Annotated in this window: 20 protein-coding genes; 12 read left to right on the top strand and 8 right to left on the bottom strand. The window is 36.3% G+C overall.

The features are described from left to right. Nucleotides 1-33: 33 nt before the first annotated feature. The 8 genes from MHI18_RS08585 to MHI18_RS08550 all read left to right on the top strand — a co-directional run bounded on the left by MHI18_RS08585 (nucleotide 34) and on the right by MHI18_RS08550 (nucleotide 9,835). Nucleotides 34-909 (top strand): carbohydrate ABC transporter permease, encoded by an 876-nt coding sequence (locus MHI18_RS08585; protein WP_340846945.1) that lies wholly within the window; start codon nucleotides 34-36, stop codon nucleotides 907-909. 15 nt (nucleotides 910-924) lie between these two features. Then, the gene (locus tag MHI18_RS08580; RefSeq protein ID WP_340846944.1) at nucleotides 925-1,806 is read left to right on the top strand and encodes a carbohydrate ABC transporter permease; all 882 of its coding nucleotides are present in this window, start codon (nucleotides 925-927) and stop codon (nucleotides 1,804-1,806) included. Between the two features lie 39 nt (nucleotides 1,807-1,845). After that, nucleotides 1,846-3,597, top strand: a complete 1,752-nt coding sequence (locus MHI18_RS08575) for a cache domain-containing sensor histidine kinase (RefSeq protein ID WP_340846943.1) — start codon at nucleotides 1,846-1,848, stop codon at nucleotides 3,595-3,597. Further along, nucleotides 3,587-5,140, top strand: a complete 1,554-nt coding sequence (locus MHI18_RS08570; RefSeq protein WP_340846942.1) for a response regulator transcription factor — start codon at nucleotides 3,587-3,589, stop codon at nucleotides 5,138-5,140. Before MHI18_RS08575 ends, MHI18_RS08570 begins: the two co-directional genes overlap by 11 nt. A 34-nt stretch (nucleotides 5,141-5,174) precedes the next feature. Further along, nucleotides 5,175-6,614: a glycoside hydrolase family 1 protein gene (locus MHI18_RS08565; RefSeq protein WP_340846941.1), complete on the top strand. Its 1,440-nt coding sequence runs from the start codon at nucleotides 5,175-5,177 to the stop codon at nucleotides 6,612-6,614. 91 nt (nucleotides 6,615-6,705) lie between these two features. Continuing rightward, nucleotides 6,706-7,593, top strand: coding sequence for an ROK family protein (locus tag MHI18_RS08560; RefSeq protein WP_340846940.1), 888 nt, complete (start codon nucleotides 6,706-6,708; stop codon nucleotides 7,591-7,593). 171 nt (nucleotides 7,594-7,764) lie between these two features. Next, a complete protein-coding gene (locus MHI18_RS08555) occupies nucleotides 7,765-8,814 on the top strand; it encodes an NAD(P)/FAD-dependent oxidoreductase (RefSeq protein ID WP_340846939.1) in 1,050 nt (349 codons plus the stop codon). 79 nt (nucleotides 8,815-8,893) lie between these two features. Beyond that, entirely contained in the window at nucleotides 8,894-9,835 is a 942-nt protein-coding gene (locus MHI18_RS08550; RefSeq protein ID WP_340846938.1) for a hypothetical protein, read from the top strand. A 38-nt stretch (nucleotides 9,836-9,873) separates the two neighbouring features. Here the strand turns inward: MHI18_RS08550 and MHI18_RS08545 are convergent, their stop codons facing one another. The 7 genes from MHI18_RS08545 to MHI18_RS08515 form a co-directional block, all read right to left on the bottom strand. Then, nucleotides 9,874-11,826, bottom strand: coding sequence for an ABC transporter permease (locus MHI18_RS08545; RefSeq protein ID WP_340846937.1), 1,953 nt, complete (start codon nucleotides 11,824-11,826; stop codon nucleotides 9,874-9,876). Further along, nucleotides 11,816-12,577 carry an ABC transporter ATP-binding protein gene (locus MHI18_RS08540; protein ID WP_340846936.1) on the bottom strand — a complete coding sequence of 254 codons (762 nt, stop codon included), beginning with the start codon at nucleotides 12,575-12,577 and terminating at the stop codon, nucleotides 11,816-11,818. The genes MHI18_RS08545 and MHI18_RS08540 overlap by 11 nt, the downstream gene beginning before the upstream one ends. A gap of 101 nt (nucleotides 12,578-12,678) precedes the next feature. Next, the gene (locus MHI18_RS08535; protein ID WP_340846935.1) at nucleotides 12,679-13,683 is read right to left on the bottom strand and encodes a sensor histidine kinase; all 1,005 of its coding nucleotides are present in this window, start codon (nucleotides 13,681-13,683) and stop codon (nucleotides 12,679-12,681) included. Continuing rightward, complete coding sequence (locus MHI18_RS08530) at nucleotides 13,680-14,369, bottom strand: response regulator transcription factor (protein ID WP_340846934.1); 690 nt, start codon at nucleotides 14,367-14,369, stop codon at nucleotides 13,680-13,682. Before MHI18_RS08530 ends, MHI18_RS08535 begins: the two co-directional genes overlap by 4 nt. 155 nt (nucleotides 14,370-14,524) lie before the next feature. Beyond that, nucleotides 14,525-15,562, bottom strand: coding sequence for an acyltransferase family protein (locus MHI18_RS08525; protein ID WP_340846933.1), 1,038 nt, complete (start codon nucleotides 15,560-15,562; stop codon nucleotides 14,525-14,527). A 287-nt stretch (nucleotides 15,563-15,849) separates the two neighbouring features. Continuing rightward, entirely contained in the window at nucleotides 15,850-16,386 is a 537-nt protein-coding gene (locus tag MHI18_RS08520) for a GDYXXLXY domain-containing protein (RefSeq protein WP_340846932.1), read from the bottom strand. Continuing rightward, nucleotides 16,376-17,434: a DUF2157 domain-containing protein gene (locus tag MHI18_RS08515; protein ID WP_340846931.1), complete on the bottom strand. Its 1,059-nt coding sequence runs from the start codon at nucleotides 17,432-17,434 to the stop codon at nucleotides 16,376-16,378. The genes MHI18_RS08520 and MHI18_RS08515 overlap by 11 nt, the downstream gene beginning before the upstream one ends. A gap of 218 nt (nucleotides 17,435-17,652) precedes the next feature. Between MHI18_RS08515 and MHI18_RS08510 the strand changes: the two genes are divergently transcribed. From MHI18_RS08510 to MHI18_RS08495, 4 genes are all read left to right on the top strand, one after another. Further along, on the top strand, nucleotides 17,653-18,330 hold the full coding sequence (locus tag MHI18_RS08510; RefSeq protein WP_340846930.1) for a response regulator transcription factor: 678 nt from the start codon (nucleotides 17,653-17,655) through the stop codon (nucleotides 18,328-18,330). Nucleotides 18,331-18,333: 3 nt separating this feature from the next. Continuing rightward, nucleotides 18,334-19,593 carry a HAMP domain-containing sensor histidine kinase gene (locus tag MHI18_RS08505; protein ID WP_340846929.1) on the top strand — a complete coding sequence of 420 codons (1,260 nt, stop codon included), beginning with the start codon at nucleotides 18,334-18,336 and terminating at the stop codon, nucleotides 19,591-19,593. A 100-nt stretch (nucleotides 19,594-19,693) separates the two neighbouring features. Next, a complete protein-coding gene (locus MHI18_RS08500; RefSeq protein WP_340846928.1) occupies nucleotides 19,694-20,455 on the top strand; it encodes an ABC transporter ATP-binding protein in 762 nt (253 codons plus the stop codon). A gap of 1 nt (nucleotide 20,456) precedes the next feature. Next, the gene (locus MHI18_RS08495) at nucleotides 20,457-22,790 is read left to right on the top strand and encodes an ABC transporter permease (RefSeq protein ID WP_340846927.1); all 2,334 of its coding nucleotides are present in this window, start codon (nucleotides 20,457-20,459) and stop codon (nucleotides 22,788-22,790) included. A gap of 58 nt (nucleotides 22,791-22,848) precedes the next feature. On the opposite strand, the gene adhE is transcribed toward MHI18_RS08495, so the two are convergent. After that, nucleotides 22,849-25,452: a bifunctional acetaldehyde-CoA/alcohol dehydrogenase gene (gene adhE, locus MHI18_RS08490; RefSeq protein ID WP_340846926.1), complete on the bottom strand. Its 2,604-nt coding sequence runs from the start codon at nucleotides 25,450-25,452 to the stop codon at nucleotides 22,849-22,851. Between the last annotated feature and the right edge of the window lie 516 nt (nucleotides 25,453-25,968).

Raw genomic sequence — 25,968 nt, 5'->3', positions numbered from 1 at the left:
AATTGGGCAGCCTCTAAGTATAGGAGGGGAAACATGCACCTTGCCAAAAGATCGAAATTTGCCATTATTATTGGATTGCTCCCTGCATTATTGCTCTATACCATTTTTGCCATTGTACCAATCCTCCAATCCTTCTATTATTCATTGATGGAGTGGAATGGTTTTTCAGAGATGAAGTTTGTTGGACTTAATAATTTTAAGGAGCTGTTCCAAGACCCATTATTTTGGAAGTCAGCAAAGAACAATTTGTTTGTAGTCATGGCGTCTGTTCTAGGGCAAATCCCCATTGCCTTAGTAATAGCGTTACTGCTTAATAGAAAATTAAAAGGTGCTAAATTTTTTCGAACGATTGGTTTTCTTCCAGTTGTACTTTCAACAGTCGTCATCTCATTAACCTGGAGCCTGATTTATAATACGAAAAATGGGTTAATCAATGAATTACTTAGAACAGTTGGACTTGAAAGTCTCACACAAAATTGGCTGGGTGATACCAAATGGTCCATGATTGCTGTTTGTATTACAGTGATTTGGCAATTTGTTGGTCTCTATCTAATTATCTTTTTAGCGGCCTTGCAAAACATTCCAGAAGAAGTACTTGAGGCTGCTAAAATCGACGGAGCCTCGGAATGGATGACAACATGGAAGATTACGATACCTATGATCTGGGATACGATTATTGTTGCAGTGATACTTTGTATATCAGGCAGTCTAAGGACATTTGATTTAATTTATGTAATGACTCATGGAGGCCCGGCTCATTCGACTGAAGTTATGGCTTTGTATATGTTCAATGAAACCTTTAACAAACTACAATACGGGTACGGAAGTGCAGTTTCCGTAGTTATTTTCTTCTTTAGTCTGCTATTAATCTTTATAGTTACAAAGTCTATGGGGAAAAAAATGATATAGAGAGAGGAGCTTAACATGGAAATCATCGTAAAGCCTGAACCAAAACCTGTTAGGAAACCACAGAAAAAAGCCCGAAAAAAATGGCTGAAGAAATCAACTATATATGCAGCTCTGAGTATTTTTGCTGTCATAAATGTTTACCCCATCCTTTGGATGGTTATCAACTCCTTCAAATCAGAAAAAGAATTTGCCATAAATCAATTTGGTTTTCCAAAAGACTTTGTGATTGATAATTATATTAGTGCGTGGAATACTGCGAATCTAGGTGTTCTTTTTAAAAATAGTATTTTTATTTGTATTGTTGCAACGCTGATCACAGTATTTATTGGGGCTTTGGCTTCCTATTTTCTTTCTAGGTTTACTTTTAAAATGAATAAAGGTATCTATTCGTTTTTTATTTTTGGGATGTTGATTCCCATTCACTCAACCCTTGTTCCGATGTTTATTCTACTTAGAGATCTCGGATTACTAAACAGTCCAATCACCTTACTGTTTCCCTATATAGCTTTTCATTTACCGTTGACAATATTTATCCTGACTAGTTTTATGAAGCAGTTTCCAAAGGATATTGAAGAGTCAGCTGTTATGGATGGTGCGGGAATCTTTAGGATTTTTTGGTCTATTATCTTGCCAATGTCTCGTCCAGCCGTTGCAACAGTTGTCATATTAAACTTTATCTATAATTGGAATGAATTCTCATTTGCACTCGTCTTAATTAATGATCCCGCTCTTCAGACGCTCCCGCTGGGGCTTGCAAGTTTTGCTGGACAATTTACCGTTAATTACGGGGCTCAGATGGCTGGTTTGACAATGTCTCTGCTGCCAATTTTAATTTTTTATCTATTGTTAGAAAAGGAAATTGTGAAAGGAATGACAGCAGGTGCTGTAAAAGGATAAAATAAGATAAAGACAGAGAAAGAGATAAGGGTTGATGGCTTGTTTAAAAACTGGGGATTAAAAAAACAATTTGCCACCGTTTTTATTGTTTTAATTACACTGCCTACCTTGTTATTTGGCTGCATAATCTATTTCCAAACGACAAATACCTTTAAACAGCAAGTAGAAGATAATACTATGGATAGAATTGAAGTCAATGAGCAGACTTTGCAATCGATTATTCATAGTATTGAAAATATATCTTCATTCATGATTTACGATGATAATTTCCGATCATTCTTCACTATGTCAGCAGCAGAACGAAAACATGCGGATTATTCACAAATCGTTAAAGGAATTAAGGGCTATTTTACCTTTCAATTGATGAGTTTTGATTATATTGATTCGATTACTCTGAAAGCGAAAGATGGTGATACACTGGAATTTGGTAACACAATACTGGGAACTGAGAAATGGTTAGAGGAAGAGGCAGCGGCTAAAAAAGGAGCTATACATTGGAGTAATTCCTATTCAGTTTCGACTAGCTGGTCGAGAGTGAAGAACGTAAGCAGTCTTATACGATTCATTAACGATATCAATCAAATTAATGAGCCAATTGGGATGGTGACCATTCGACTTGACTCAACTAAACTGTTTAAAATGATTGAAAAAAAGTTTAATGCACAGCCAGGTACTTATTTTGTTATATCTAACACAGGGGATGTCATTTTACATGAAAATCCATCTCTTGTTGGTAAACCGTATCCTAACCGAGAAATTGTTCAGTTTTCCAATGAGACACGGAAAAGAGTTATTCATTATAATGAAGATGGTGTAACCTACTTAGGCGTTAAAAAGAAGATTGAGGGGACAGATTGGTATGCTGCAGTAGTGGTTAATCAGTCTAAGGTTGCAGACGGATTATACAGTATTCGAAGCCTTTTCCTACTCAGCTTTATTGTGTTAATTATGCTTGGAATTATCGCTTTTATTGGGTTTTATTTTTCGAATATTAAGAGAATAACAGAGCTTACTCAGCAGACTAGACTGTTAGAAAACCAAAATTTTAATGCTAGAGTACAAGTTAGTTCTCAGGATGAAATCGGAATATTAGGGATGCGCTTTAATCATTTAGCCATTTCAATCCAAGAATATATTAATCGTGAATACAAGTTAAAGATTAAACAAAAGGAATCGGAATTAAAAGCCTTACAAAGTCAGATTGATCCGCATTTTCTCTATAATACCCTCGATATGATACGCTGGACTGCTCGTCTTGAGAATGCGATGGAGACGGGACAGCTTATTGAACGGTTATCTAAAAATTTTCGAATGAATTTAAGTATGGGCAAAATGTGGGTTCAAGTTGAAGAGGAATTAATGTATGTGCAGAATTATCTTGAACTTCAGAAAAGCAGGATGGGACGAAGACTGCATTACTCTATTTATTATGATGATAATGTTAAAGGCTTTTATATAATCAAGCAGCTTTTACAGCCATTGGTAGAAAATAGTATCCTGCATGGATTTAAAAATCTTCGCGGACAAGGAAAGATTCAAATACGCTGCTATCAAAACGATGATGAAATTTGGATAGATGTCATTGATAATGGTGATGGTTTTCCAAAGAACCTAACCGAAAATGAAACAGGATTTGCACTAAAAAATTTAACTGAACGGCTTAACCTTCTATTTGGCCGAGGATTTGGGATGGAAAGGCTGGACAGTGAAATCGGAACATGGATACGACTTAAGATACCAATGGTGATCGTAGATCATGAAAAGAATCTGGGTGATATAAATGACCTATAATTTACTTATTGTTGATGATGAACCGATTATTTGCCGAGGGCTTACGTTAACCATACCTTGGGAGGATTACGGGATTAAAATAGCAGGTACAGCTTACGATGGATCAGAAGCAATGGAAAAAATAACAGAATTACAAAATATTGATATCCTTATTACGGATGTCCAAATGCCTGTTGTAGATGGACTTGAACTAGCAGAGTGGATTAAAGATAATCATCCCCATATCTCAATTATTATGATTAGTGGGTATGATGAGTTTTCATATGCTAAACAGGCGCTTCAATCAGGAGTTCAGGATTATCTTTTGAAGCCAGTCGTGGTAGATGAGCTTTTGCAAGTGATTACCAAAATAACAGAAAAAATAAAGGTACGGAGAAATTCAGAAATCAGTTCACAAAGAACAAGACTTGAAAATGCAATTTACTCACAGATTCTCGATACGCGTTTTGAGAAGACGGAGCATTCAGGAGAAATAGGGACAGATGAAATTGTAATCTTTCCTTTTTTATCGCTAATTGATTCGTCTTTTCTTGCTATAGAAGAGATGAGCGAGGAGGAAGTGGTTTTATATAAGGAAATTTGGAAACAATCCATGGAATTATGTTTAAAAACCACCAGTTATGAAGCTGTATCAATCTTTACTAACAAAAACATTCTTCTAACTTGTCTGATCCTAAAGGAGCCCATTACTTTAGACGATTTCCGTTCGTTTCTTCATAATTTCAACTTTCATCCAGCCCTCTCCTTTGTTATAAGCCATGTGGGAGTGAAAATTAGTCATTTAAGAAAAGCATACGAACAATTAGTTGAGAGTATTCGTTATCTCCCGTTAAGTGAAGGAAACGTTATCACCGTGAAAAATGCAGAACAACCGGTTAAAAGAATAGATACCAGCCAATCGATCAAGCAAATATTGACTGCCATAGACCAGGGGAATGAGAATATCGAAGATGAAATTGACGAAATATTTTATAATCTTTCAGAAAACCAAGCTGATTTGAAACAAACCATTCAGGTATGTACTGATATATTACTGAATATCCTCAGTCGTTATGAAAAATTGTTTAATAGAAAATTTCACCCGTTGGAAGAACAATTAAAGGAACAAATAGATGAAAGCTTGTATAACTCTAATGTTTCATTAAAAAAACTGTTCACTAAAAATTTAACAATGTTGTACAGTTATTATGGTTATAAACAATCCAACAACAGTGATTGGCTGATAAACAGAGCGGAACAGTATATTCAAACACATTATACTTCATTAATTACTGCTCAAGAGGTTGCAGAATATATTCAAATTTCTCCAAACTACTTCAGTACATTATTTAAGCAAGGAACTGGAAGAAGTTTTACTGAATATATCAACCAGCTGCGAATAGGCAATGCTAAGATACTATTAGAAGAGACCCTAATGAGGGTGAATGAAATAGCCGACAAGGTTGGATATCAAGAATATAAATATTTTGTTGAAGTTTTTAAAAAGTTAACTAGTCTAACACCAACCCAATATCGTAAGTTAGTTTCAAGTAAACACTTTTAAAAAGCAATTTATTTAACCAAGAAGGAGCATTACTATGCAAACAAAAACGATAAACATACCAGAAAATTTTATCTTAGGGGCTGCTGTTTCAGCATGGCAGACTGAGGGATGGTCAGGTAAGAAGGATCATCAAGATTCTTTTTTAGATTTGTGGTATAAAAACGATAAATATGTTTGGCATAAAGGGTATGGTCCAGCAGTAGCGACTGACTTTAAGAATCGGTATAAGGAAGATATCGGATACATGAAGGAAATAGGCTTAACTCATTTTAGGACTTCTATCAATTGGTCACGCTTTCTAACGGATTATGAAGAGGGAGTAGTTGACGAGGAATATGCAGCATACATAGATGATATGATTAATGAACTTCTCAGAAATGGTGTAGAGCCAATGATTTGTCTTGAGCACTACGAGCTGCCTGCAGCGTTATTCGAAAAGTATGGAGGCTGGGGTTCGAAGCATGTTGTTGAGTTATTTAGTACATATGCCAAAAAAGTTTTTGAACGATATGGTGACCGAGTGAAGCACTGGTTTACGTTTAATGAACCTATCGTGATTCAAACTCGAGTCTATTTAGATGCACTTCGTTATCCTTATGAACAGAACACAAAGAAATGGATGCAGTGGAATCATCATAAAGTGCTGGCAACAGCAAAGGCTGTCCAGTTGTTTAAAGAAATGGACCTTAAAGAAAAATATGGAGCAAAGATTGGGGTTATTTTAAACCCGGAAGTGACTTATGCCCGCTCATCTGCACCACACGATCAGGAAGCAGCAAGAATGTATGACCTATTTTTTAACCGAATATTTCTTGACCCATCAATAAAAGGGGAGTATCCGCAGGAATTATTCGACTTAATGTCGAAACATGATATAACGTTTGAATATTCAAAAGAAGAATTACAGATTATCAAAGAAAATACTGTGGAGTATGTCGGGCTGAACTTATATTATCCGCATCGTATTCAAGCCAGGACAACAGGATGGAACGAAGCTATGCCATTTCATCCAGAGTTCTATTATGCCAAGTTTGATTTGCCAGGTAAAAAAATGAATCCCTACCGAGGATGGGAGATCTATCCGAAAATCATGTTTGATATGGCTATGCGTATGAAAAATGAATATGGGAATATTGAATGGTTCATTGCTGAAAACGGCATGGGAGTCGAAAATGAGTATCGGTTTAAGAATGATGAAGGAATTATACAGGATGATTATCGAATCGAGTTTATTGCAGAACATCTTAAATGGCTGATTAAGGCGGTCGAAGAAGGAGCCAACTGTACAGGATATATGCTGTGGGCTTTTTCGGATAACGTATCTCCAATGAATGCGTTTAAAAATCGTTATGGATTAGTGGAAATTGATTTAGAAAACAATCGAAATCGAAACTTAAAAAAATCAGCTTACTGGTACAAACAGATTATTGAAAACAAATCTTTTTTGGCTGAGGATGAAGATATAGTTAAATGACCATGAACGCTTCACTTCGCTAAACGTACAGAAAATAACTTGAAGATTTTGAAGCGTATTGATCAAAATCAGCGGAAAACGGGGAGCATGCATGAAAACTTTCTTAGCAATTGATATAGGAGGAACTTATATTAAGTATGGGTTAGTAGATGAAAATGCCGCTATCTTGGAAAGCGGCAGGGAATCAACGCCTAAAGGACTTTTAGATTTATTACACTTGATTGATGGTATTTCTCAGAAATATCCACAATCTGCGGGTATTGCCGTCAGTGCTCCGGGAGCGGTCGGAGAAGATGGTATTATTTACGGATCAAGCGCCCTGCCCTACCTACATGGACCGAATATTAAACAATTATTGAAAGAAAAAACCAAAAAGCCGGTCTACCTCGAGAATGATGCTAATTGTGCTGCTTATGCTGAAATCTGGAAAGGTGCAGCTCAAGGTATGACAGACATTATGGTTATGGTTATTGGTACAGGAATCGGCGGGTCGATTATTAAGGATGGTATCCTGCATAAGGGAGCACATCTCCATGGTGGAGAATTTGGATATATGCTGCTTGATAGCAGCAGGAAAGGCAGTAATGACACCTGGAGTCGACAAGCCTCTACAGCAGCTCTGGTAAGAAATGTGGCGGATGCGAAGCAAATTCCGGAGGATTCTCTTACCGGTGAACAAATCTTTGCCATGGCAGAGGCAGGTGATCAAGACTGCATTCAGGCGCTGGATCAATTCTATCATTTGCTTGCAGTTGGCATTTATAATCTGCAATACGTTTATGACCCTGAGATTATTCTCATAGGGGGTGGAATCAGTGCCCGCGAAGACCTCATTACGATGATTGACGATAAACTCAATCACATTCTATCAGGGATACCGCATGCCCGAATTAAGCCCCCTATTGCAGCCTGTCACTTCCGTCAACATGCTAATTTAGTTGGAGCAGTATATGGGTTTATGATAGAGAATAAGTCTTGAGTGAGAAAAAAGATAAATTCATAGTGAATTTGTCTTTTTTTTATTGATTTTTTATAAGTAGGTATATTTAATTAGGGAAAATGGTTTTTGTATTGTAAAAATAATGAAAACGTAGTAGGCTTAATTGAGAATGATAATCAGGTGTAACAATTCACTAAGGGGTGAATCTGGATGGAACAGCACGATTTATTTGATGTAACCGTGATCGGAGGAGGGCCAGCTGGTCTTTACTCGACTTTTTATAGTGGACTTAGAGAGATGAAAACAAAACTTATTGAGTATCAACCGCATTTAGGCGGTAAAATCCATGTCTATCCTGAGAAAATGATATGGGATGTAGGCGGGCTGACACCAATGCCTGGAGCCAAGCTGATTGAGCAGCTTATCGAACAGGGGTTGACCTTTAATCCTGAAGTGGTTTTGAATGAAAAAATAATAAATATTGAACAAGATGAAGAAGGAATCTTTGTTTTACATAGTGCTTCTGGTCAAGTGCATTTTTCGAAAACGGTCATTATGGCCATTGGCGGAGGAATCTTAAATCCTCAAAAGCTCGAAATCGAAGGAGCAGAGAGATTTGAGATTAGCAACCTGAATTATACGGTGAAATCTTTAAAACAATTTAAAGATAAAACGGTGATTATTTCTGGTGGTGGAAATGCAGCAATTGACTGGGCAAATGAATTAGAAACTATAGCTAAAAAGGTGTATGTAACCTATAGAAAAGAAGCTTTGGCAGGTCATGAAGCACAGGCAACAAAATTAATGAATAGTTCTGCGAGCTGCCTATTCCAAACGTCTATTACCAAACTAATTGCAAGTCCCAACCACGAAGTAATTGAACACGTTGAGCTCACGAATCATCAAACCGGTGAGGTCTCCTATTTACCAATTGATGAAGTCATTATTAATCATGGATACGAGCATGATGCAACCTTACTTGAAAATAGTGATTTAGGCATTACCCGTGTAGATAAGTATTACATTAAAGGAAACTCGACTAGTGAATCCTCGATTGATGGACTTTATGCTGCGGGTGATATTTTAATGCATGAAGGAAAAGTACATTTAATAGCAGGTGCTTTTCAAGATGCCGCAAATGCTGTAAATAAAGCAAAACAATATATTCAGCCTGACGCTACTAAAGCAGGAATGGTTTCTTCACATAATGAAGTCTTTAAGAAGCGGAATAAAGAACTAGTGAAGCAAATGATGCAATAGCAGCAGCCTTGGCTGAACACCCCTCCTGTAGTATGATTTAATTACCATTATTAGGTGTCTCTGCAGGGGGGTGTGAAATATGAAACGGGCTGGAAGTTATCTTCTCGGGTTTGTCATCTTTGTTTTTGTCCTTCAAGCTATGTATGAAAATGGAAACGAATATCTGGAGAAAAAAAACGATGATAAGCAGCCCATGACAGCAACGGTCTATGGAAAAACAGTTGTTCAAGATCTTTTTGACGGGACTAATTATTATGCACTGCTTAAACCAATGATCATTAATCAGTCGGTTTTTAAACAAAGCAGTGAGGAACATGCGAGTATAACGAAAGACGTTTTTGATGATTTGGCTATTCATGATTCGATCGATGGATATAACGTTAATGGAAAGTTTAGTACAAAAGTGGATTTAGATGATGAATCTTTTTCTTTTTATCTAGTATTCTGTTTAGTAGCAATATATCCTATAGGATATATTTTATTTTGGTTAGATAAGATAGATGCTGTAAGTAGGTTTTTTGAACGCGTGCTGAATTCAAAATCCCTTCACCTGCCATTCATTATCCTTATATGGGGCGCCGTAGCCTTTACTTTGCTGTATGGTGTGTTTAACTTTGGAACCATGGTGGAGAACTCTTATGGTACCTATACAGCCGAAAATAAAATAGAGGCTAGAGCAGTGATAACTGATAAATATAAAATTATCAATCCTAAAGGAAGTAACTCATACTATTTAACGCTCTATTATCAGAACCAAAGTAAGGACGTTTTCTATTTAACAAAGAGAGTGACGAGTCATACCTTTTATCAATATAACCATTCTATAGGAATTTCTTACACAGAGGAAAACCCTTATGAGGTCTCTATGCAGAAGGTAGAGCCTTTGGATGTTTTTCAAATCCTGACAACTGATAGTATGATTATTTATTATCTGATGTTTATTATAATCGGCCTGCTAATCTATACTCTTTTTCTTTTACGAAGAAAGAAAAAAACGGGTTCTTATTATAAAAGTAATTAAAAAGCTCCAGAGCCATTTAGGCTTGGAGCTTTTTAGATTTAGAGTGAATCCTTGATTACCTTTTTATAATGAAGAACAGAGAGGATGCCGAAAATGGAGTATAACCCTGTGTATAGGACCATAACAATAATCATCGGTGTCCACACCTCTGTACCAAATAAAAACCATCCTGATTGTACGGCGAAGTAACTATGAAGCAACCCGACGATAAGCGGAATCCCAAAGTTAAAGAGTTGTTTAAACTGGATACCTTTAATTAAATCACCTTGGGTAAACCCAAGCTTTCTCAGAATCGTGTAATTGCCCTTTTCTTCTTGGCTTTCGTCCATCTGTTTAAAGTAAAGGATACAACCAGAGGTAATTAAGAAGGTTAATCCTAAAAATCCGACGATGAACATGATTAGACCCATACCCATTTTTGTGGCATTCTTCACTTGTAGTTGAGAAGAGCTGGCTGAGTCTTCAATCGGAAGCTGAGAGAATAATTGATTTGCTTCTTCAAGTTTTTCTTTATCGTTAATATCAATCCCAATATAGGTACTAGAAGGTGGTTGATCCTCGGGATCACTATCTTTTTTCAAACGCTCGTATACCGTTTGGTCAACAATAATAACCACAGGGACATTAAAGTTTGTAAAACTATAGGAAAGAAGGGTTTTATCTTTTAAACCGAGATAGGTCTGTGGAATGACTTCATTCTTACCTTTAAGTTCTATCATTCCGGAATCTTTAAATTGCATCAGCTCTTGAACCACACTGCTGTAACCGCTGAACAGGGCTTCATTCTCAGTCACATCGACTCCTTTAACAGCTCGATCGCTAACGATTGGCAGGGTTAACCTAGTTGGGTTAATGTCCAATGCTAATGGGCCTGCATTTGAATCCATTATTCCTGTTATATTGACAGATGCATTGATGACTTCAATTTCATGCGCTGTAAAATCAATATGGTTCATTGTGAATGTCTCTTTTACCATGTCAGCATTCTGGACATTATCAAGAGAAAAATCTGAAGGTACATCAGATACAGCCAGTTTTTCAGCCGAGTAATAAGAGATATAGGTTAATGATAAAAGCCCAATGGCAAGAGCTGACACAGTCGTGATAATTGTTAACAATAAACTATTTGATTTCATTCGGAACATGATTGAAGAAAGAGAAAGTACTTCATTAATGGATAAATATCCGTTTTTATTTTTTCGGATAAGATTAAAGATAAAACTGACAGATCCTTTATAAAAGAGGTAAGTACCGATAATAACCGAACCCAATATAAAACTCATAGCCATAAAAAAATCAGAGGCCGTGGAGAAATCACTTGTAAATAATTGAGATGACACATAATAACCAGAAAGAATGAAGAGGATGCCGACTATCCCAATTGTTATTTCAACAAAGGAAACTTTCTTCACCTTTTCTTCAGTTTTTGCTTTTTCGTTAAATAACGATAAAATACTTTGTCTTTTAATAAATCTGTAATTCATGAGCATAATCAACAGATAGATAACCCCAAAAACGACCAATGTTTGACTAACTGCTTGAGATGAAAATTGAAAGGCCGCAATCGATTGAACGCCTGTGACTTTAAATAAAATCATCAGAATTAATTTAGAACCAATTAATCCTCCGAAAATTCCAAGGATGACAGAACCGGAATAAAGAATAAAATTCTCTATGCTAAGAATCCTGAAGATTTTCCCCTTTGTCATTCCGATTAATTGGAATAAGCCGATTTCTTTACTTCGCCGTTTGATAAAGATTGTGTTGGCGTATAAAAGAAATATGGACACAATCGTGACAAGTAAATAAGAGGCAACCCTGGCGGAAGCGCCGCCTTTGATTGTACCTTTCGCCTCATCCATGGAAGGGTCAAACTGCAGGGTAACAAAGGCGAAGTAAAGAGTGGTACTAAAGATTAGCGCAAAGACATAGAGTGTATAGTTTTTCAGGTTTTTTTTCAGATTTCGAAAAATGAGGTGATTAATGCTCATTTTGCACCCCTCCAAGTACGCCCTGGGTTTTTAAGATATCTTTAAAGAATGTCTGTCTCGTTTCTTCCCCTTTCATTAACTGGGTATAAATTTGTCCATCCTTTATAAAAATAACTCGGCTGCAGTAACTAGCTGCGACAGGGTCGTGAGTGACCATAAGGATGGTAGCTTTTCTTTTTTGATTTAACTCACTCATTTTATTTAACAAATCTGTTGCGGATTTAGAATCTAATGCACCAGTGGGTTCATCCGCGAAGATAATACTAGGCTTGTGAATAAAGGCGCGTGCCGCAGAGGTCCGCTGTTTTTGACCGCCGGATATTTCACTTGGGTATTTATTACTTAACTCATGGATTCCTAATTCCTTAGCAAGTGCATCAAAGAGCTGATTAGCTTCTTTTTTTGGCGTCTTGGTGATGGATAAGGGTAAAAGAATATTCTCTTTGACCGTCAATGTGTCTAATAGGTTGTATTCTTGAAAAATAAACCCAAGATGATTCTTACGAAACTCCGCTAATTTCTTTTCTTTCATACTCGTCATTGCTTTTCCATCAATCATAATCGTACCTGAGCTGATTTTATCTATGGAGGAAAGGACATTAAGCAGAGTTGTTTTTCCTGAACCGGAGGCTCCCATAATACTAACGAATTCCCCTTTTTGTATACTAAGGTCAATTCCCTTTAACACTTCTTGTTTATTGAATTTGTTTCCAAAGCTTTTATGGATTTTCTTTGCATCTAAAATAGTCATCTACGCTCACTCCTTTTTTTTCTATGTCCTAAGTATAAAAGGGATGGGAATTCTTTTCCTTCGATTGTCCGAACAAAATAGAAAAGCATGTGACAATTTTGTCACATGCTTGAGATATTCACAAATTCATTTTTTTTGGGAAAAGTAAGAGTAAAGGTTGTACCTTCTTCAAGTGTTGATTGAACATCAATCCGAATTAAGAGGGACTCGGCTGCTTTATGGGTTAGATACAGGCCCATTCCTGTTGCAGCAGTATCCCGATGATTTGTAGTCGAGGTAAAGCCTTTTTCAAAAATACGTGGTAAGTCTTTTGGGTTAATTCCACATCCAGAATCTTTCACAACAAGGACTGTATGGTCATCTTGCTGAAAGCTCGTCATTACAATATCAGAAGCTTCACTATATTTAATAGAATTGGATAAAAGCTGTCTAATGATAAAAGCCAGCCATTTCGCATCACTAAGCACTTCCGTTGTAGTTAGGTTAAGATCAAAACCGATGCCTTTTTGAATACACCATGACTGAAGCATTTTAATCTCGTCAAAGATAATTGTTTCCAAGTTAAGACGATCAATATGCAAATCATTTTCGATAAACAATACCCTTCTATTATGAAGCTGCTGATCCAGCAGAAGGTGAATCCGCAGCCATTCATAGGTTAAATGAGTTTTGAGCGATCCTTTTTCTAAGCGGTCAATCATTAAACGCATAGCCGTCAACGGTGTCTTCACTTCATGAATCCAAGCCAGTAAGTCATCTTTCTCTTGTTCTAGATTTGTTTGACTTTTTGACATTAAGTCTCCCAGTAATTCGGATTGACTGTTAATACTTTCTTCGATGATCTTTTCAAAGGGACTCCCAGGTTCAGGAATATTTGTGAGATCTAGATTATCTTCTCGTTCTGCCAAGCTTTTATAAAATCGTGTTTCTTTTTTATAACGGATAAAAAGAAAGAGACAAAACATAAGTGTGGTTAAAAGAACAACATAGAGAACAGCTGTTAATGGAATGGCTGAATCAAGATAAGTAACAAAAAGGATGGAAATCTGAAGAAATAGGAAAAAGAGAATCCAGCTGGCCCTTTCCAGCAAGTATTTCCTTATCATTGTTGTGCCTCTTCAACCGCCATATACCCTTGTCCAACCTTTGTTTCAATAAAACGGCCTAAATTGATATCATCCAATTTTTTTCGTAATCGATTAACGTTAACCGTCAAAGTGTTATCACTGACAAAGCGTTTATCGTCCCATAAACTATTCATTAAATCATCTCGACTAACAATTTTATTTTTCTGATCTATTAATTTTTTTAAGATGAACATTTCATTTTTTGTTAGCTCGATAGAACTCGTATCCGTTGTGACGATATTACTTTCGTAATCCACAGCAGCGCCGCACCAAGTCTTCAGTTCGATTTTATCTGTATTGTAGTTGTAAACACGACGAAGGATGGCTTGAATCCTAGCAATAAGCACATCAAAATGAAAAGGCTTCTGGATAAAATCATCCGCCCCCAGCTGCATAGACATAACAATATCGGTGGGATGATCCCGTGACGATAAAAAGATAATTGGAACATTGGAATGAGCACGAATCATCCGGCACCAATGAAATCCATCGAACTTGGGGAGCTGAATATCAATAATGACAAGGTCAGGCTTACACTCGGTAAATTCTTGAATCACTTTATTAAAATCATGTATACCAAACACTTCATAGGACCATTGTGTTAATCGTTCTTCAATCTCATTAAAAAGAGTCGTATCATCTTCAATTAATAAAAGTTTAAACAAACTATTCACCACCGTTTACTGCTTTCCTAAAGTATAGCTTAAAACCTTTTTCTGTTCTATAGAGGAGTGAATCAAGAGAATCTTCAATTTGGAAAAAAGAGGACCTCGGTCAGTGTACCGAAGTCCTCTTATTGTGTATATATTTCGTGCATACTTTAGGCAGCTTTTACCGTGTCACTTGTTTGTTTTAATTTTGGAGATAATTTTTTTATGTGCCCAACAATCATTGAACCAAATGGTAATAATGAAATCAATTTAATGATGGTTATACTTATAACGAGACCCATGAAAAACAAGGCGAGAACTCGGGTGCTGGTGTGGTTGAACCAAGTTACCGTATAGGGCGCAAGGTGCCTTAGTACTTGCCAGTGCAGCAGGTAAATTCCAAACGAATAGTTGCTAATGAATTGAATGATACGGAAATTAGGAATGAGTTGTCCCCAGGCCAAGATTACTGCAGTAAATGACAAGACAACAGGGAATAAATCCAACCTTAATGAGTTGATTCGCGCATTTCCAGATTCAAATGAAAAGTAGAAATAGAGGGCTGATAGAGCAGCCAGAATGAGTGTTAACCATTTATAGGACAATAATTCCAGCTGTAGTTTCTTATAGTGTTTCCCAATAATAAAAGCAAGTGTAAAGTAACCGAACCATGCAGTGAACGGTAATTTCAGAAGTGCTTGATGTTCACTCACAAAAGGAATATTCATTTTCATAAAACTTAAATGAACAGCCATTGTAAGAAGACTCAACGGCAGTAACCACTTCATTGATGGTTTAAAACGTACAACAAGATAATGTAAAACATAAAATTGGAAAATGATGAAAATAAAATACCCTATAAAGGTACCCATTACAATATTATTGAAGATTTTTAGTTCAAGAAAGACGTTAGGGTTAAAGTACTTAGCGTTAAAAGCATCGATTATGGCAAATGATAAAAAGGGCAGAAAAATGAACTTTAATCGTTTTTGCCAAAAATTATTTGGTAATCTATCTGGATAGCGGTTAGCCAAGATTATTTCGGATAAGACAATGAAGGTCGGTGTGGCGAAACATAATAGGGCTCGAAACACATCGTAATAATCAATGTCTGGATGTCCTGCATGTCTTGAATTTAAGGTTGTACTGTGTAAAAAAACAATACATAAACAGGCAATTACTCTTAGGAGGTTCCATTCTTTAATCACGGGATATAGTTAACCTTTCCTGTTGTGTTATTTTAAAATATTCATATATTAAAATAACAGATATTTTAAGGGAAGACAATAAATATTAAAACATACTGAAAAGAGACTATGAAGATACTAATGTTGTTTAGATTATGGGGTATATGGGATATGTGTGTCTGAATTAAGCAAATTCTGTTAAATATAATGGAGTATTAAGGAGGCATTGTCAGTAAAAAAAATTATTGTATAAAAGTCACGAAAAAAAGACTGTCTAGGAGTCGACAGTCGAAAAAAGGAAATTGCTTTTACTTAAATGATATTGTCATTAATACTGCATTTCCATTCTTAACTTTTACCATAGCTACTGGTGCATGACCAGCGGCGGCTGCTTCCATCTCTTTTGCCTTGTCAGAAGGCGCATAAAAATTGTCTAAGCCGTATTTAATTTGGAGAGACGAACTTGTTGTATCGTAAGGGATGTGTAAACGTCCTTTAAGATAGGTTCCTTTATGAGGCTTTTCTAGCGTTACTAAAGCAGCTTCATAAAGTCCGGTTTTGTTTTGCTGCAGTCGAACATATACGTTTTTGTAATCCCCTCTGTTCTGTTTTTTTAGTAATGAACGGGTAGAGTCATCGAGCAAACGGCTATCTACCGATTCTATTTCATATTGTAAATCGACATAGCTCCCACGAAATAAATCTGTTGGATCGACTGGAACGGTCTTTAATTGGATCTCATCACCAGTAACTGTTGTCCATACATGAGGGGCGGCTAAAAGCACGAGAATTAATACGGGTATGGAAAAAACCATAAGCGGTCGAAGAAAACGATTATTTTTCAATAGTTTTCCCCCCTCTTTTTCGCTGTCTTTCAAAAAGGAAACCAAAGCCTAAAAGAATGATTCCACCAATTATAAAGGTGAAGGATGTTGGCAGGAAATCTACTGAATGTAGATAATATCTGAAAATCAAGGCACAAATGATCACAATACTTATTAAACTGCCTTTTTGAATGAGGTAAAGAAGAAAGAAAAAATAAAAGAGAGAAAACCAGAGACCAAAGTCATAGGTTAAGATAATAGCCGTGATTCCATGGAGTATATGTCCCTGAATATGAGTTATTCTTTTTGCGCTTAATGGAAGCGGGATGTATATGAGAATGATACCTATGATAAATAAGAGGCCTGAGATGATAGTAGCTGAATGATCAGGTGAGAACTTTGGAACAAATTCCAGAAGGAATAACACAAAGGTGTTAATAGATAAGGCATTGACGAAAAAGATAAGAATAACAGGGTAGGCAGATCCTCTGAGTAAAACATATAATGTTGGTAAAAACAGTAGAATAGCAAGCGGATAAGATTTTTCATCAAGAAACATACTGCCATTGAGATAGATAAAAAGCAGGAAAGAGGTAAACATTAAAATTGCCGCATCTTTTAAATACCAGCCAATAATGATTGTCCCACTTGCCCATAATAAAAACGAATGGTTAAAGTTAATACTAATGTTAAACATTTGTTCTATTAGAAAAATCCCAGCTCCAAATACTAAGATACCAATATAATGAAGGCTTCTTGCAGTTTTAGGGAATTCTCTCGTAACAAAAACCCCGGCTGTATTGACCAATATCAGAAACAGAATGATGATAAACAGCTTAACTGATTTAGTTAGATACATCCAATTACTTGCCACAAATGTTAAAACGCCTAACCCAATTAGAAGAGCTCCAATTGCTGCTAGTATGGTAATAAATTGGACATTTTTGACTTCATAGATTGATAAAATCCTAGCTGATTCCTTATCCACAATAAACTGTTCTTTTTCAAGGTATTTTAGTTCATGTTCAAGAAAGTCATATTGTTTTTTTGTGATCTGTTTTTTATTCAAATGATCAACTCCTTCCTATTACTTTATTATACATACGACATTTGAAAAGTTACTAGTAAAAATAACGTTGTATTATCCTAATTTTGCCAATATACTTTTGTTAGAGTCTGTATATTTTTGGGAAAATATAAGATACTGAAAAACTTTATCCAGGTTGTTTAGTGTGACACTTGGTTGCAGCAGAGGATGAATAGGATCCTAAATACTGAAAAAGGACAATGATAATGAAATATGATTGCTTAATTGTAGATGATGAACAGGTTTTAGCAGAAACTACTTGTGAATATTTAAAAATGTTTGATGTACATTCTGCTTATGTAACCAGCGGGGCAGATTGTTTGAAGTTTTTAAAGAATAATGAAGTCTCCCTGATCTTGCTGGATATAAATCTCGGTGATTCTTCAGGATTCGATTTATGCAGAACACTAAGAATAACGACGCAAATTCCGATTTTATTTATAAGTGCCAGGTCTAGTGAGAGTGATATATTGATTGCTCTGAATATAGGAGGAGATGATTATATTCAAAAGCCGTATTCGCTCAGCGTGTTATTGGCGAAAGTGAAAGTGGTGTTGAAAAGATATCAATCTGTTGCTTCGGTCACAAAAGTGGGAAATATCGAGCTTGATCATAATTTATGCCGTATAAATGTAGGCGGCGTGCCTATCAAGCTAAAATCGATGGAATATAAACTTCTTTGTTACTTGATAGAAAATAAGAATAAGGTGGTCACAAAGAATGAACTGTTTCGGAATGTCTGGGGCGATTCAATCACAGGAGATGGGACCCTAAATGTACATATTCGACACTTACGGGAAAAAATTGAGAAAGATCCAAATGAGCCTCAGTACATTAAAACCATTTGGGGAACAGGGTATCTGTTTGAGGCTGATTAAATCATGAATAGAAAATGGATAGCTAGTATATTCTGTTTCACGCTGTTTACTGGTTTTTTGTTATATGGGCTTATTCTACAGATGGACTTGGAAACGAAGGTTGATTCTGTTGCGATGAATGATGTTCTCAAGAAGGCCGAACGTAATTGGCCAGCTCTAAATCAGGAGGATTTTCAAGAATGGAAATACGAGTTTTCTATAATTACAAATGATAATGAACTCATATTTTCAACCCAGCCTGACAAGTATCATACGCTTAATGAAGCAATTCGACATCGGGATACGGTTGTAGATGTAGTCATTGATCAGGATTATAAGGGGAAAATCATTTTTTATAATAAAAATATAGAGGAGTTGTCTCATGCTAAAAATAGATTAGCCATAACGGCTTTACTTATTTTTATGACATTTGCTGTTTTGATTACGTTATTTATTCTTTATTCTTATCATTCTATTGTCAAACCGTTCAATCGTTTACAAGGATTTGCTAGACATATAGCAAGAGGTCATTTAGATATCCCGCTTGCAATGGATAGACATAATCTGTTTGGTGCGTATACGGAGAGCTTTGATATGATGCGGGAGGAACTGAAGAAAGCGAAAATCAGAGAATATGAGGCAAATATAAGTAAAAAGGAATTGGTTGCAAGTTTAAGTCATGACATTAAAACACCTGTTGCTTCTATTAAAGCCGTGAGTGAATTTATGCTTGTCACAGTGAAAGAAGCTAAAGTGGAAAAACAGCTGCAGACGATTTATGCAAAAGCAGAGCAAATAGATCGTCTGGTATCTGATTTGTTCTTATCGGCTCTTGAGGATCTTCACGAGTTAAAGGTGCAGCCAACGGAAGAAAATAGCCGTATCCTTCACGAAATAATTGAAAATACTAATTTTTACGATCGGATAAGGCTAGAGAGTATCCCCGAGTGTGTGATTGTTGTAGATGTAATTCGGTTACAGCAAATTTTCGATAATATTATCAGTAACTCTTACAAATATGCCAATACTTCAATCAATATTACTTTTCAGTTAACAGATGCCTATCTCCATGTTCAAGTTCAGGACTATGGAAGCGGAGTTGAAGAAGATGATTTACCGTTATTATGTACTAAATTTTATCGTGGCCGTAATGCAGAAGGGCAAAATGGTTCAGGATTAGGATTATACATTTCTAGCTATCTAATTAAGCAAATGGATGGCGATATTTCTTTCATGAATAGTGAGAAGGGGTTTACGGCTGTGTTAGCAATAAAGCTTGCCTAATTAAGAATTAGTTAAGAAACAGATAAAGCTCCGTTAAGAACATCTATTGTACGATAAGACTGAAAAGAGAATAGCAGTCTTATGAATGGACGGTGTTGAGATGAAAAACGTGATCATTGAGGCAAAAATGCTCGGTAAAACCTTTTCTAACGGGGGTATTCAGCAGCATGTATTGAAAAATCTTGACCTGCAGGTTTTCGAAGGAGATTTAACGGTCATTATGGGCAGTTCTGGATCTGGAAAATCCACACTTTTATATGCATTATCCGGTATGGATCGGCCAACACTAGGCGAATTGTTCGTTAATGATAGAGAACTCACCAAGATGAATAACGACCAGTTAGCCAAGTTTAGGAGAAAAAATTGCGGATTCATCTTTCAACAAATTCATCTGCTGAGCCATATGAGTGTCCTTGATAATATACTGGCAAGTGGTTTTTTACTGAATAAAAATAAACGAGAAATTGTTGGAAAAGCGAAACACCTTTTACATCAAGTAGATTTAGCTGAATCTACTTGGAATAAATTAGCTTCACAACTATCAGGTGGTGAAGCACAAAGAGCAGGAATCGTGCGCGCCTTAATTAATGAACCTCGGATCGTTTTTGCTGATGAGCCTACAGGTGCATTAAACTCTGCCAGTGGTAAAAAAGTGCTTGATGTATTAACTGATGTTAATCGAAAACATCAAAGTATAATTATGGTGACGCATGATATGAAGTCAGCGTTAAGAGGAAATCGAATAATCTATTTAAAGGATGGCACTATTGTGGGTGAACTGCAGATGGAGAAGTACGATGAATCTAATGATTATTCACGATTAGAAAAAATGCAGGCGTTTTTAACGGATATGGGGTGGTGAAATGTTAATTTGGAAACTAGCCCTCTCTAACATCAACAAGCATAAGAGTAAGTCTATAGCGCTATTCATCTTAATTCTTCTTTGTACCATACTCTTAAACATTAGCTTGACGGTTATTTTAACGGTGAACTCATTATTTGATGAGAAAAATATCGAATTAAAGGGTGCCCACTTCTCTACCTATCTCATGACAGATAAATTTGAAGACAAATATGAGGATATGCTGAAAAGCCATCCTGATATCGTCAATGTCGAGCGCGAAAATATACTATTTTTATCACAAGCAGAGATTGATCTTTCCAAAGAAAAAAGTAAACAAAATCTTATTCTTTTTAACCAAGATGAAAGCAGGGAAATCTCTCCGTTAACGATGGTGGAAGAACTTAAAAATAAACAGGATAACACCGTTTATCTACCTTATATATTAAAAACAGGATCGGGATATCGGCTTGGAGATTCTTTTTCAATACAATATAACAATATATCGTACACCTATATTGTAGGAGGATTTTTTGAAGATACCTCTTATAGTACGTTTAATAATTCATCCATTAAATTATTTTTAGATGGGCCAGGATATCGTCAGCTTGCGCTTGATTTAGATCAATCTGGAGATTATACGAATCTATCTGCTGTGTTTACCGAAAGTCAAAAAGGAGAAGCCGTCATGATGGACTATTATGATATGCTTTTTCAATCCCAAGATCATACTTTTGGTGCTGTTAGCCTTGTTTCTGCTAAAGAAAGCAGCACCATCTTTATTAATTTCATGGCAGTCATTCTCATTGGTTTTTCTCTTGTGATGGTCTTTGTCACCATTATCGTCATCCGTTTTCAAGTTTCAACCAGCATAGAAGATGATATTAACAACATTGGGATATTAAAAGCAATTGGTTATACGGGATCTCAAATAAACAAGACACTCATCCTGCAGTTTCTGACTGTTACGATCGTAGCAGCTATTCCTGGGATTATAGCCTCCTATGCATTGATGCCTTTTATTGGGAATATCATAACATCTTCAGTAGGATTACTTTGGAGCCTTCATCTTGAATGGATAATTAATTTGTGTAGTCTATTTTTTATTGCAGGATTAGTCTCCATAACCGCATTTTTTTCAAGCAGAAGAACAAAACGAATTACGCCAGTGATAGCCATAAGAGGCGGTGTTCAAACACATAATTTCCAAAAGAATTTTTTTCCGATTGAACAGACAAAAGGATCCATTCACTGGATACTAAGTTTAAAAGGATTAGCTGTGAGTTTTAGGCAAAATATAATTATTATCGTGATTGTAGCTGCGCTCACCTTCGCTTGTTTATTTTCTTCAGTTCTATATGATAATATCAATTCGAAGAACGATGCAGTGGTTAGTATTATTGGTTTTGAACAAGCAAATGTTACCCTCTATCCAAAGAATAAGGTCGATAAAGAGAAGTTATACCATTCAATATCTGATATGGATGGAGTCGGAAAAACAAGTACACTTGATACACTGACAGGGAAAGTTGATAACATGAGTATTGTGTTACAGGTATCAGATGATTTTAGCAAGCTTGAGACCAATACCGTTTTTAAAGGAAGACAGCCGCTTTACGATAATGAAATTGCTATTTCTTCCCTGGTTGCAAAGAAAATTAATAAAAAAATTGGTGAGGAGATCACCATTGAGCTCAATCAAAGCAGCAAACCCTTCTTAATTACAGGGATTAGCCAGGGGGTTTCTCAATTGGGTAAGGTAGCAAACGTGACGCTTTCAGGAATTCAACGGATGCAGCCAGAGTATAATCGAGTATCCTTAAACGTTTATCTTGATGCAACAAGTACGGAAGAATATATCACAAAGCTTGAAAAACAATACGGAGATCAACTAGATGCCATTTACAATGTTGAAGAAGGGATCCAAAGTACACTTGACTCGTTTACACAGGCCCTTTTTCTGATGATGTTATTGATTATTACCGCTACCGTGATTGTCGTAACCTTAATTCTCTATCTAGTTATTAAAAGCATCATTCTCAGAAGAAGAAAAGAATTTGGAATCCTAAAGTCTGTTGGATATACAACTCTAAATCTTATGACACAACTATCATTTAGCCTTATGCCCATTCTTATTTTAGGGGTCACTATTGGCGGAGTCTTCGGATATTATTGTACGAATTCAGTAATTGAGTTGCTGATGTCAGGGATGAGTATCTATAACGCTGAATTTATCGTTCGTATTCCAATTGTCCTTAGTATTTGTATCGGTATTTTACTAGCAGGTTATATCGTCTCCATGCTAGTATCCCGGAGAATTAAGAAAATATCTGTTTATGAATTGATATCTGAATGATCGTTTAAGGTACAAAAAGAGTCAGGGATTCTTATCCCTGACTCTTTTTCTCTATAGATTAGACGCCTTTAAAGGCTAGACGATAAACCTCGGTTAATTCAGTTACGAGGGGAAGCTTTGGATTAGCCGTTGTGCACTGATCTTCAAATGCCCGATCGGCTAAGTATTCAACCTTGCTTTCGAAATCAGCCAGATCGACACCATTCTGTTCAATACTCATCGGAATATTCATCTCTTTAGCTAACTTTATAATCGCCTGTATAAGACTTTCTACTCCTTCTTCTGTTGTGCGTGCAGGAAGCCCGAGCATCTTGGCTATTTCTGCATAGCGCTTGTCAGCAATGAAGTGGTTATATTTCGGGAACGCTGTGAATTTAGTTGGTTTTGTCGCATTATAGCGAATAACATGCGGTAATAAAATCGCATTTGCCCGTCCATGGGCGATATGAAATTCAGGTCCAAGCTTGTGGGCAAGACTATGATTAATACCTAAAAATGCATTCGCAAATGCCATCCCGGCAATTGTAGAAGCATTATGCACTTTTTCGCGTGCTAATTCATTACTTCCATCTTTATATGCTATTGGCAAGTATTCAAAGATTAGCTGTATAGCTTTTATGGCCAATCCGTCTGTATAGTCATTCGCCATACAAGATACATAGGCTTCTACAGCATGTGTTAGAACATCCATACCTGTATCTGCAGTAATGACCTTAGGTACAGTCATGACAAATTGGGGATCAATAATTGCCACATCAGGTGTTAGTTCATAATCCGCTAATGGATATTTAATATTGGCAACTTTATCTGTAATAACAGCAAAAGATGTAACTTCAGAACCAGTACCAGATGTGGTCGGAATCGCAACAAATTGAGCGTTAACCCCAAGTTTCGGATACTTAACAATTCGTTTACGAATATCAAGGAACTTTTGTTTTATGCCGAAGAACTCCATTTCAGGATATTCAAAGAATAACTGCATGCCTTTAGCTGCATCCATCACGGAACCGCCACCAAGAGCAATGATAACATCGGGTTGGAATTTATCCATCATTTCCGCGCCTTTTTCAACGGTCTCAAGAGATGGATCTGGTTCAACATCAGAGAAAATTTGGCAATGAATATAGTCTGGACGTTTTCTAAGGTAATAAAGAACCTTATCTACATAACCTAACTCAACCATTGCCGGGTCGGTTACAATTAATGCCTTGGTAATATTCGGCATTTTAGCAAGGTATTGAACGGAATTTTTTTCAAAATAAATTTTGGAAGGGACTTTAAACCATTGCATATTATTATTCCTTCTCGCTACCTTTTTTATATTGATTAAGTTAATTACTCCCACATTTGTTGATACGGAGTTGCCTCCGTAGGTACCGCAGCCAAGTGTAAGTGACGGCATATAAGCATTGTATAAATCTCCAATGGCACCTTGTGAAGATGGTGCATTTACGATGATCCGTCCCGCTTTCATTCGTAAACCAAATTCTCTAATAACCGTATCATCTGAAGTATGAATGACAGCTGAGTGACCAGTTCCACCAAACATTAGCATTTCTTCAGACCGTTCTAAGCCTTCTTCTAGGCTGTTCACTTTATAACAAGCAAGTACAGGACTTAGTTTTTCCCGGGATAAAGGAAATTGCGGCCCTACTCCTTCTAATTCAGCAATCAGAATTTTCGTATGCTCTGGTACTGTAACTCCAGCCATTTCAGCAATTTTGTAGGCAGGCATACCGACAATTGCTGCATTTACTGCGCAGGTTTGTTCATTAATGACTAATGTCTCTACTTTTTGTCTTTCTTCTGGAGTAAGAAAGTGGCAGTTATTTGATGCTAGTTCTTGTTTGACTTCAGAATAAATTTCTTTATCGATAATTACCGCTTGTTCTGAGGCACAAATCATCCCATTATCGAACGTCTTTGAGAGAATTAAATCATTTACTGCTTGAAGAACATTTGCCGTTTTTTCAATATAACAAGGAACATTACCAGGTCCAACTCCAAGAGCAGGTTTTCCTGAACTGTATGCAGATTTGACCATTCCTGAACCACCAGTAGCTAAGATTAATGAAATCTTCGGATGGTTCATAAGTCCTTGAGTAGCATCGATTGACGGTTTCTCAATCCATTGAATACAGTTCTTAGGGGCACCTGCTTTAACCGCAGCGTCCCGAAGAATTCTTGCAGCTTCACTACTGCTCTTCTGTGCAGAGGGATGGAAGGCAAAGATAATCGGGTTCCTGGTTTTGATTGAGATTAAAGCCTTAAACATCGTTGTTGAAGTGGGATTTGTCACAGGTGTAACACCAGCAATGACGCCAACTGGTTCGGCAATTTCGATTATTCCTTCATTCGTATTTTCGTTGATAATTCCGACCGTTTTATCGTATTTAATATTATGGTATACAAATTCAGTAGCGAACATATTCTTGATAATTTTATCTTCATAAACGCCTCTTTTAGTTTCCTCAAAAGCCATTTTGGCTAGTTGCATATGCTGATCCATACCTGCAAGAGCCATTTCTTTAACTACATCATCAATCATTTCCTGAGTAAAATGACTGAACTCTTTCAGAGCGGATAATCCGTTAGCGACTAATTCATCAATCATAGGGGTGACAGGTTGTTTTTCCTGAATGACATTTAATTTAGTTGACATGGTAACCCTCCATTCCAAGTTTGTGAATGTTTTCACAAACTATTTATAACTGAATCTTACCATGTAAAACACATTATAGATTTTTAAAGAGTGAATGTTGTATGAACGTTTAAATGTAGGTTTTCAAAGTAACTCCTCATATTTATGAATTACTATTGAATAAATGATTATAAAGAAAAATGAAATTATCAAACGATAATAAATGTGATGGTTCATATGAATAGTTTAAAAGAAAAAAGCAATACTTTTAAAGCGTAAATATTATATCTGATTAGAATTCAAATAAAAGATTCCCATATGGAAATTTTTGTTGCATAATGTTAATATTACTAATTGTGCGCAAAAGTTATAAAGATATAACTTGTTGTCATTCGAGTCACGAGGGAACAACCAGCATATTCATTAACTTATTGCTAGGCATTACGGTATAAGTTTACTGTTCTTTCTAAGCTTTATAAGGTTTTAGTACTTTAAAGTTGCATACATGTAGAAGTACATATAAAAGGAGTTATACTC

The sequence above is a fragment of the Peribacillus sp. FSL H8-0477 genome (assembly GCF_038002765.1).
In the GTDB taxonomy this organism is placed as follows: domain Bacteria; phylum Bacillota; class Bacilli; order Bacillales; family DSM-1321; genus Peribacillus.
The sequence above is the reverse complement of the archived record's forward strand: the minus strand, read 5'-3'. Positions and strand labels throughout refer to the sequence as shown.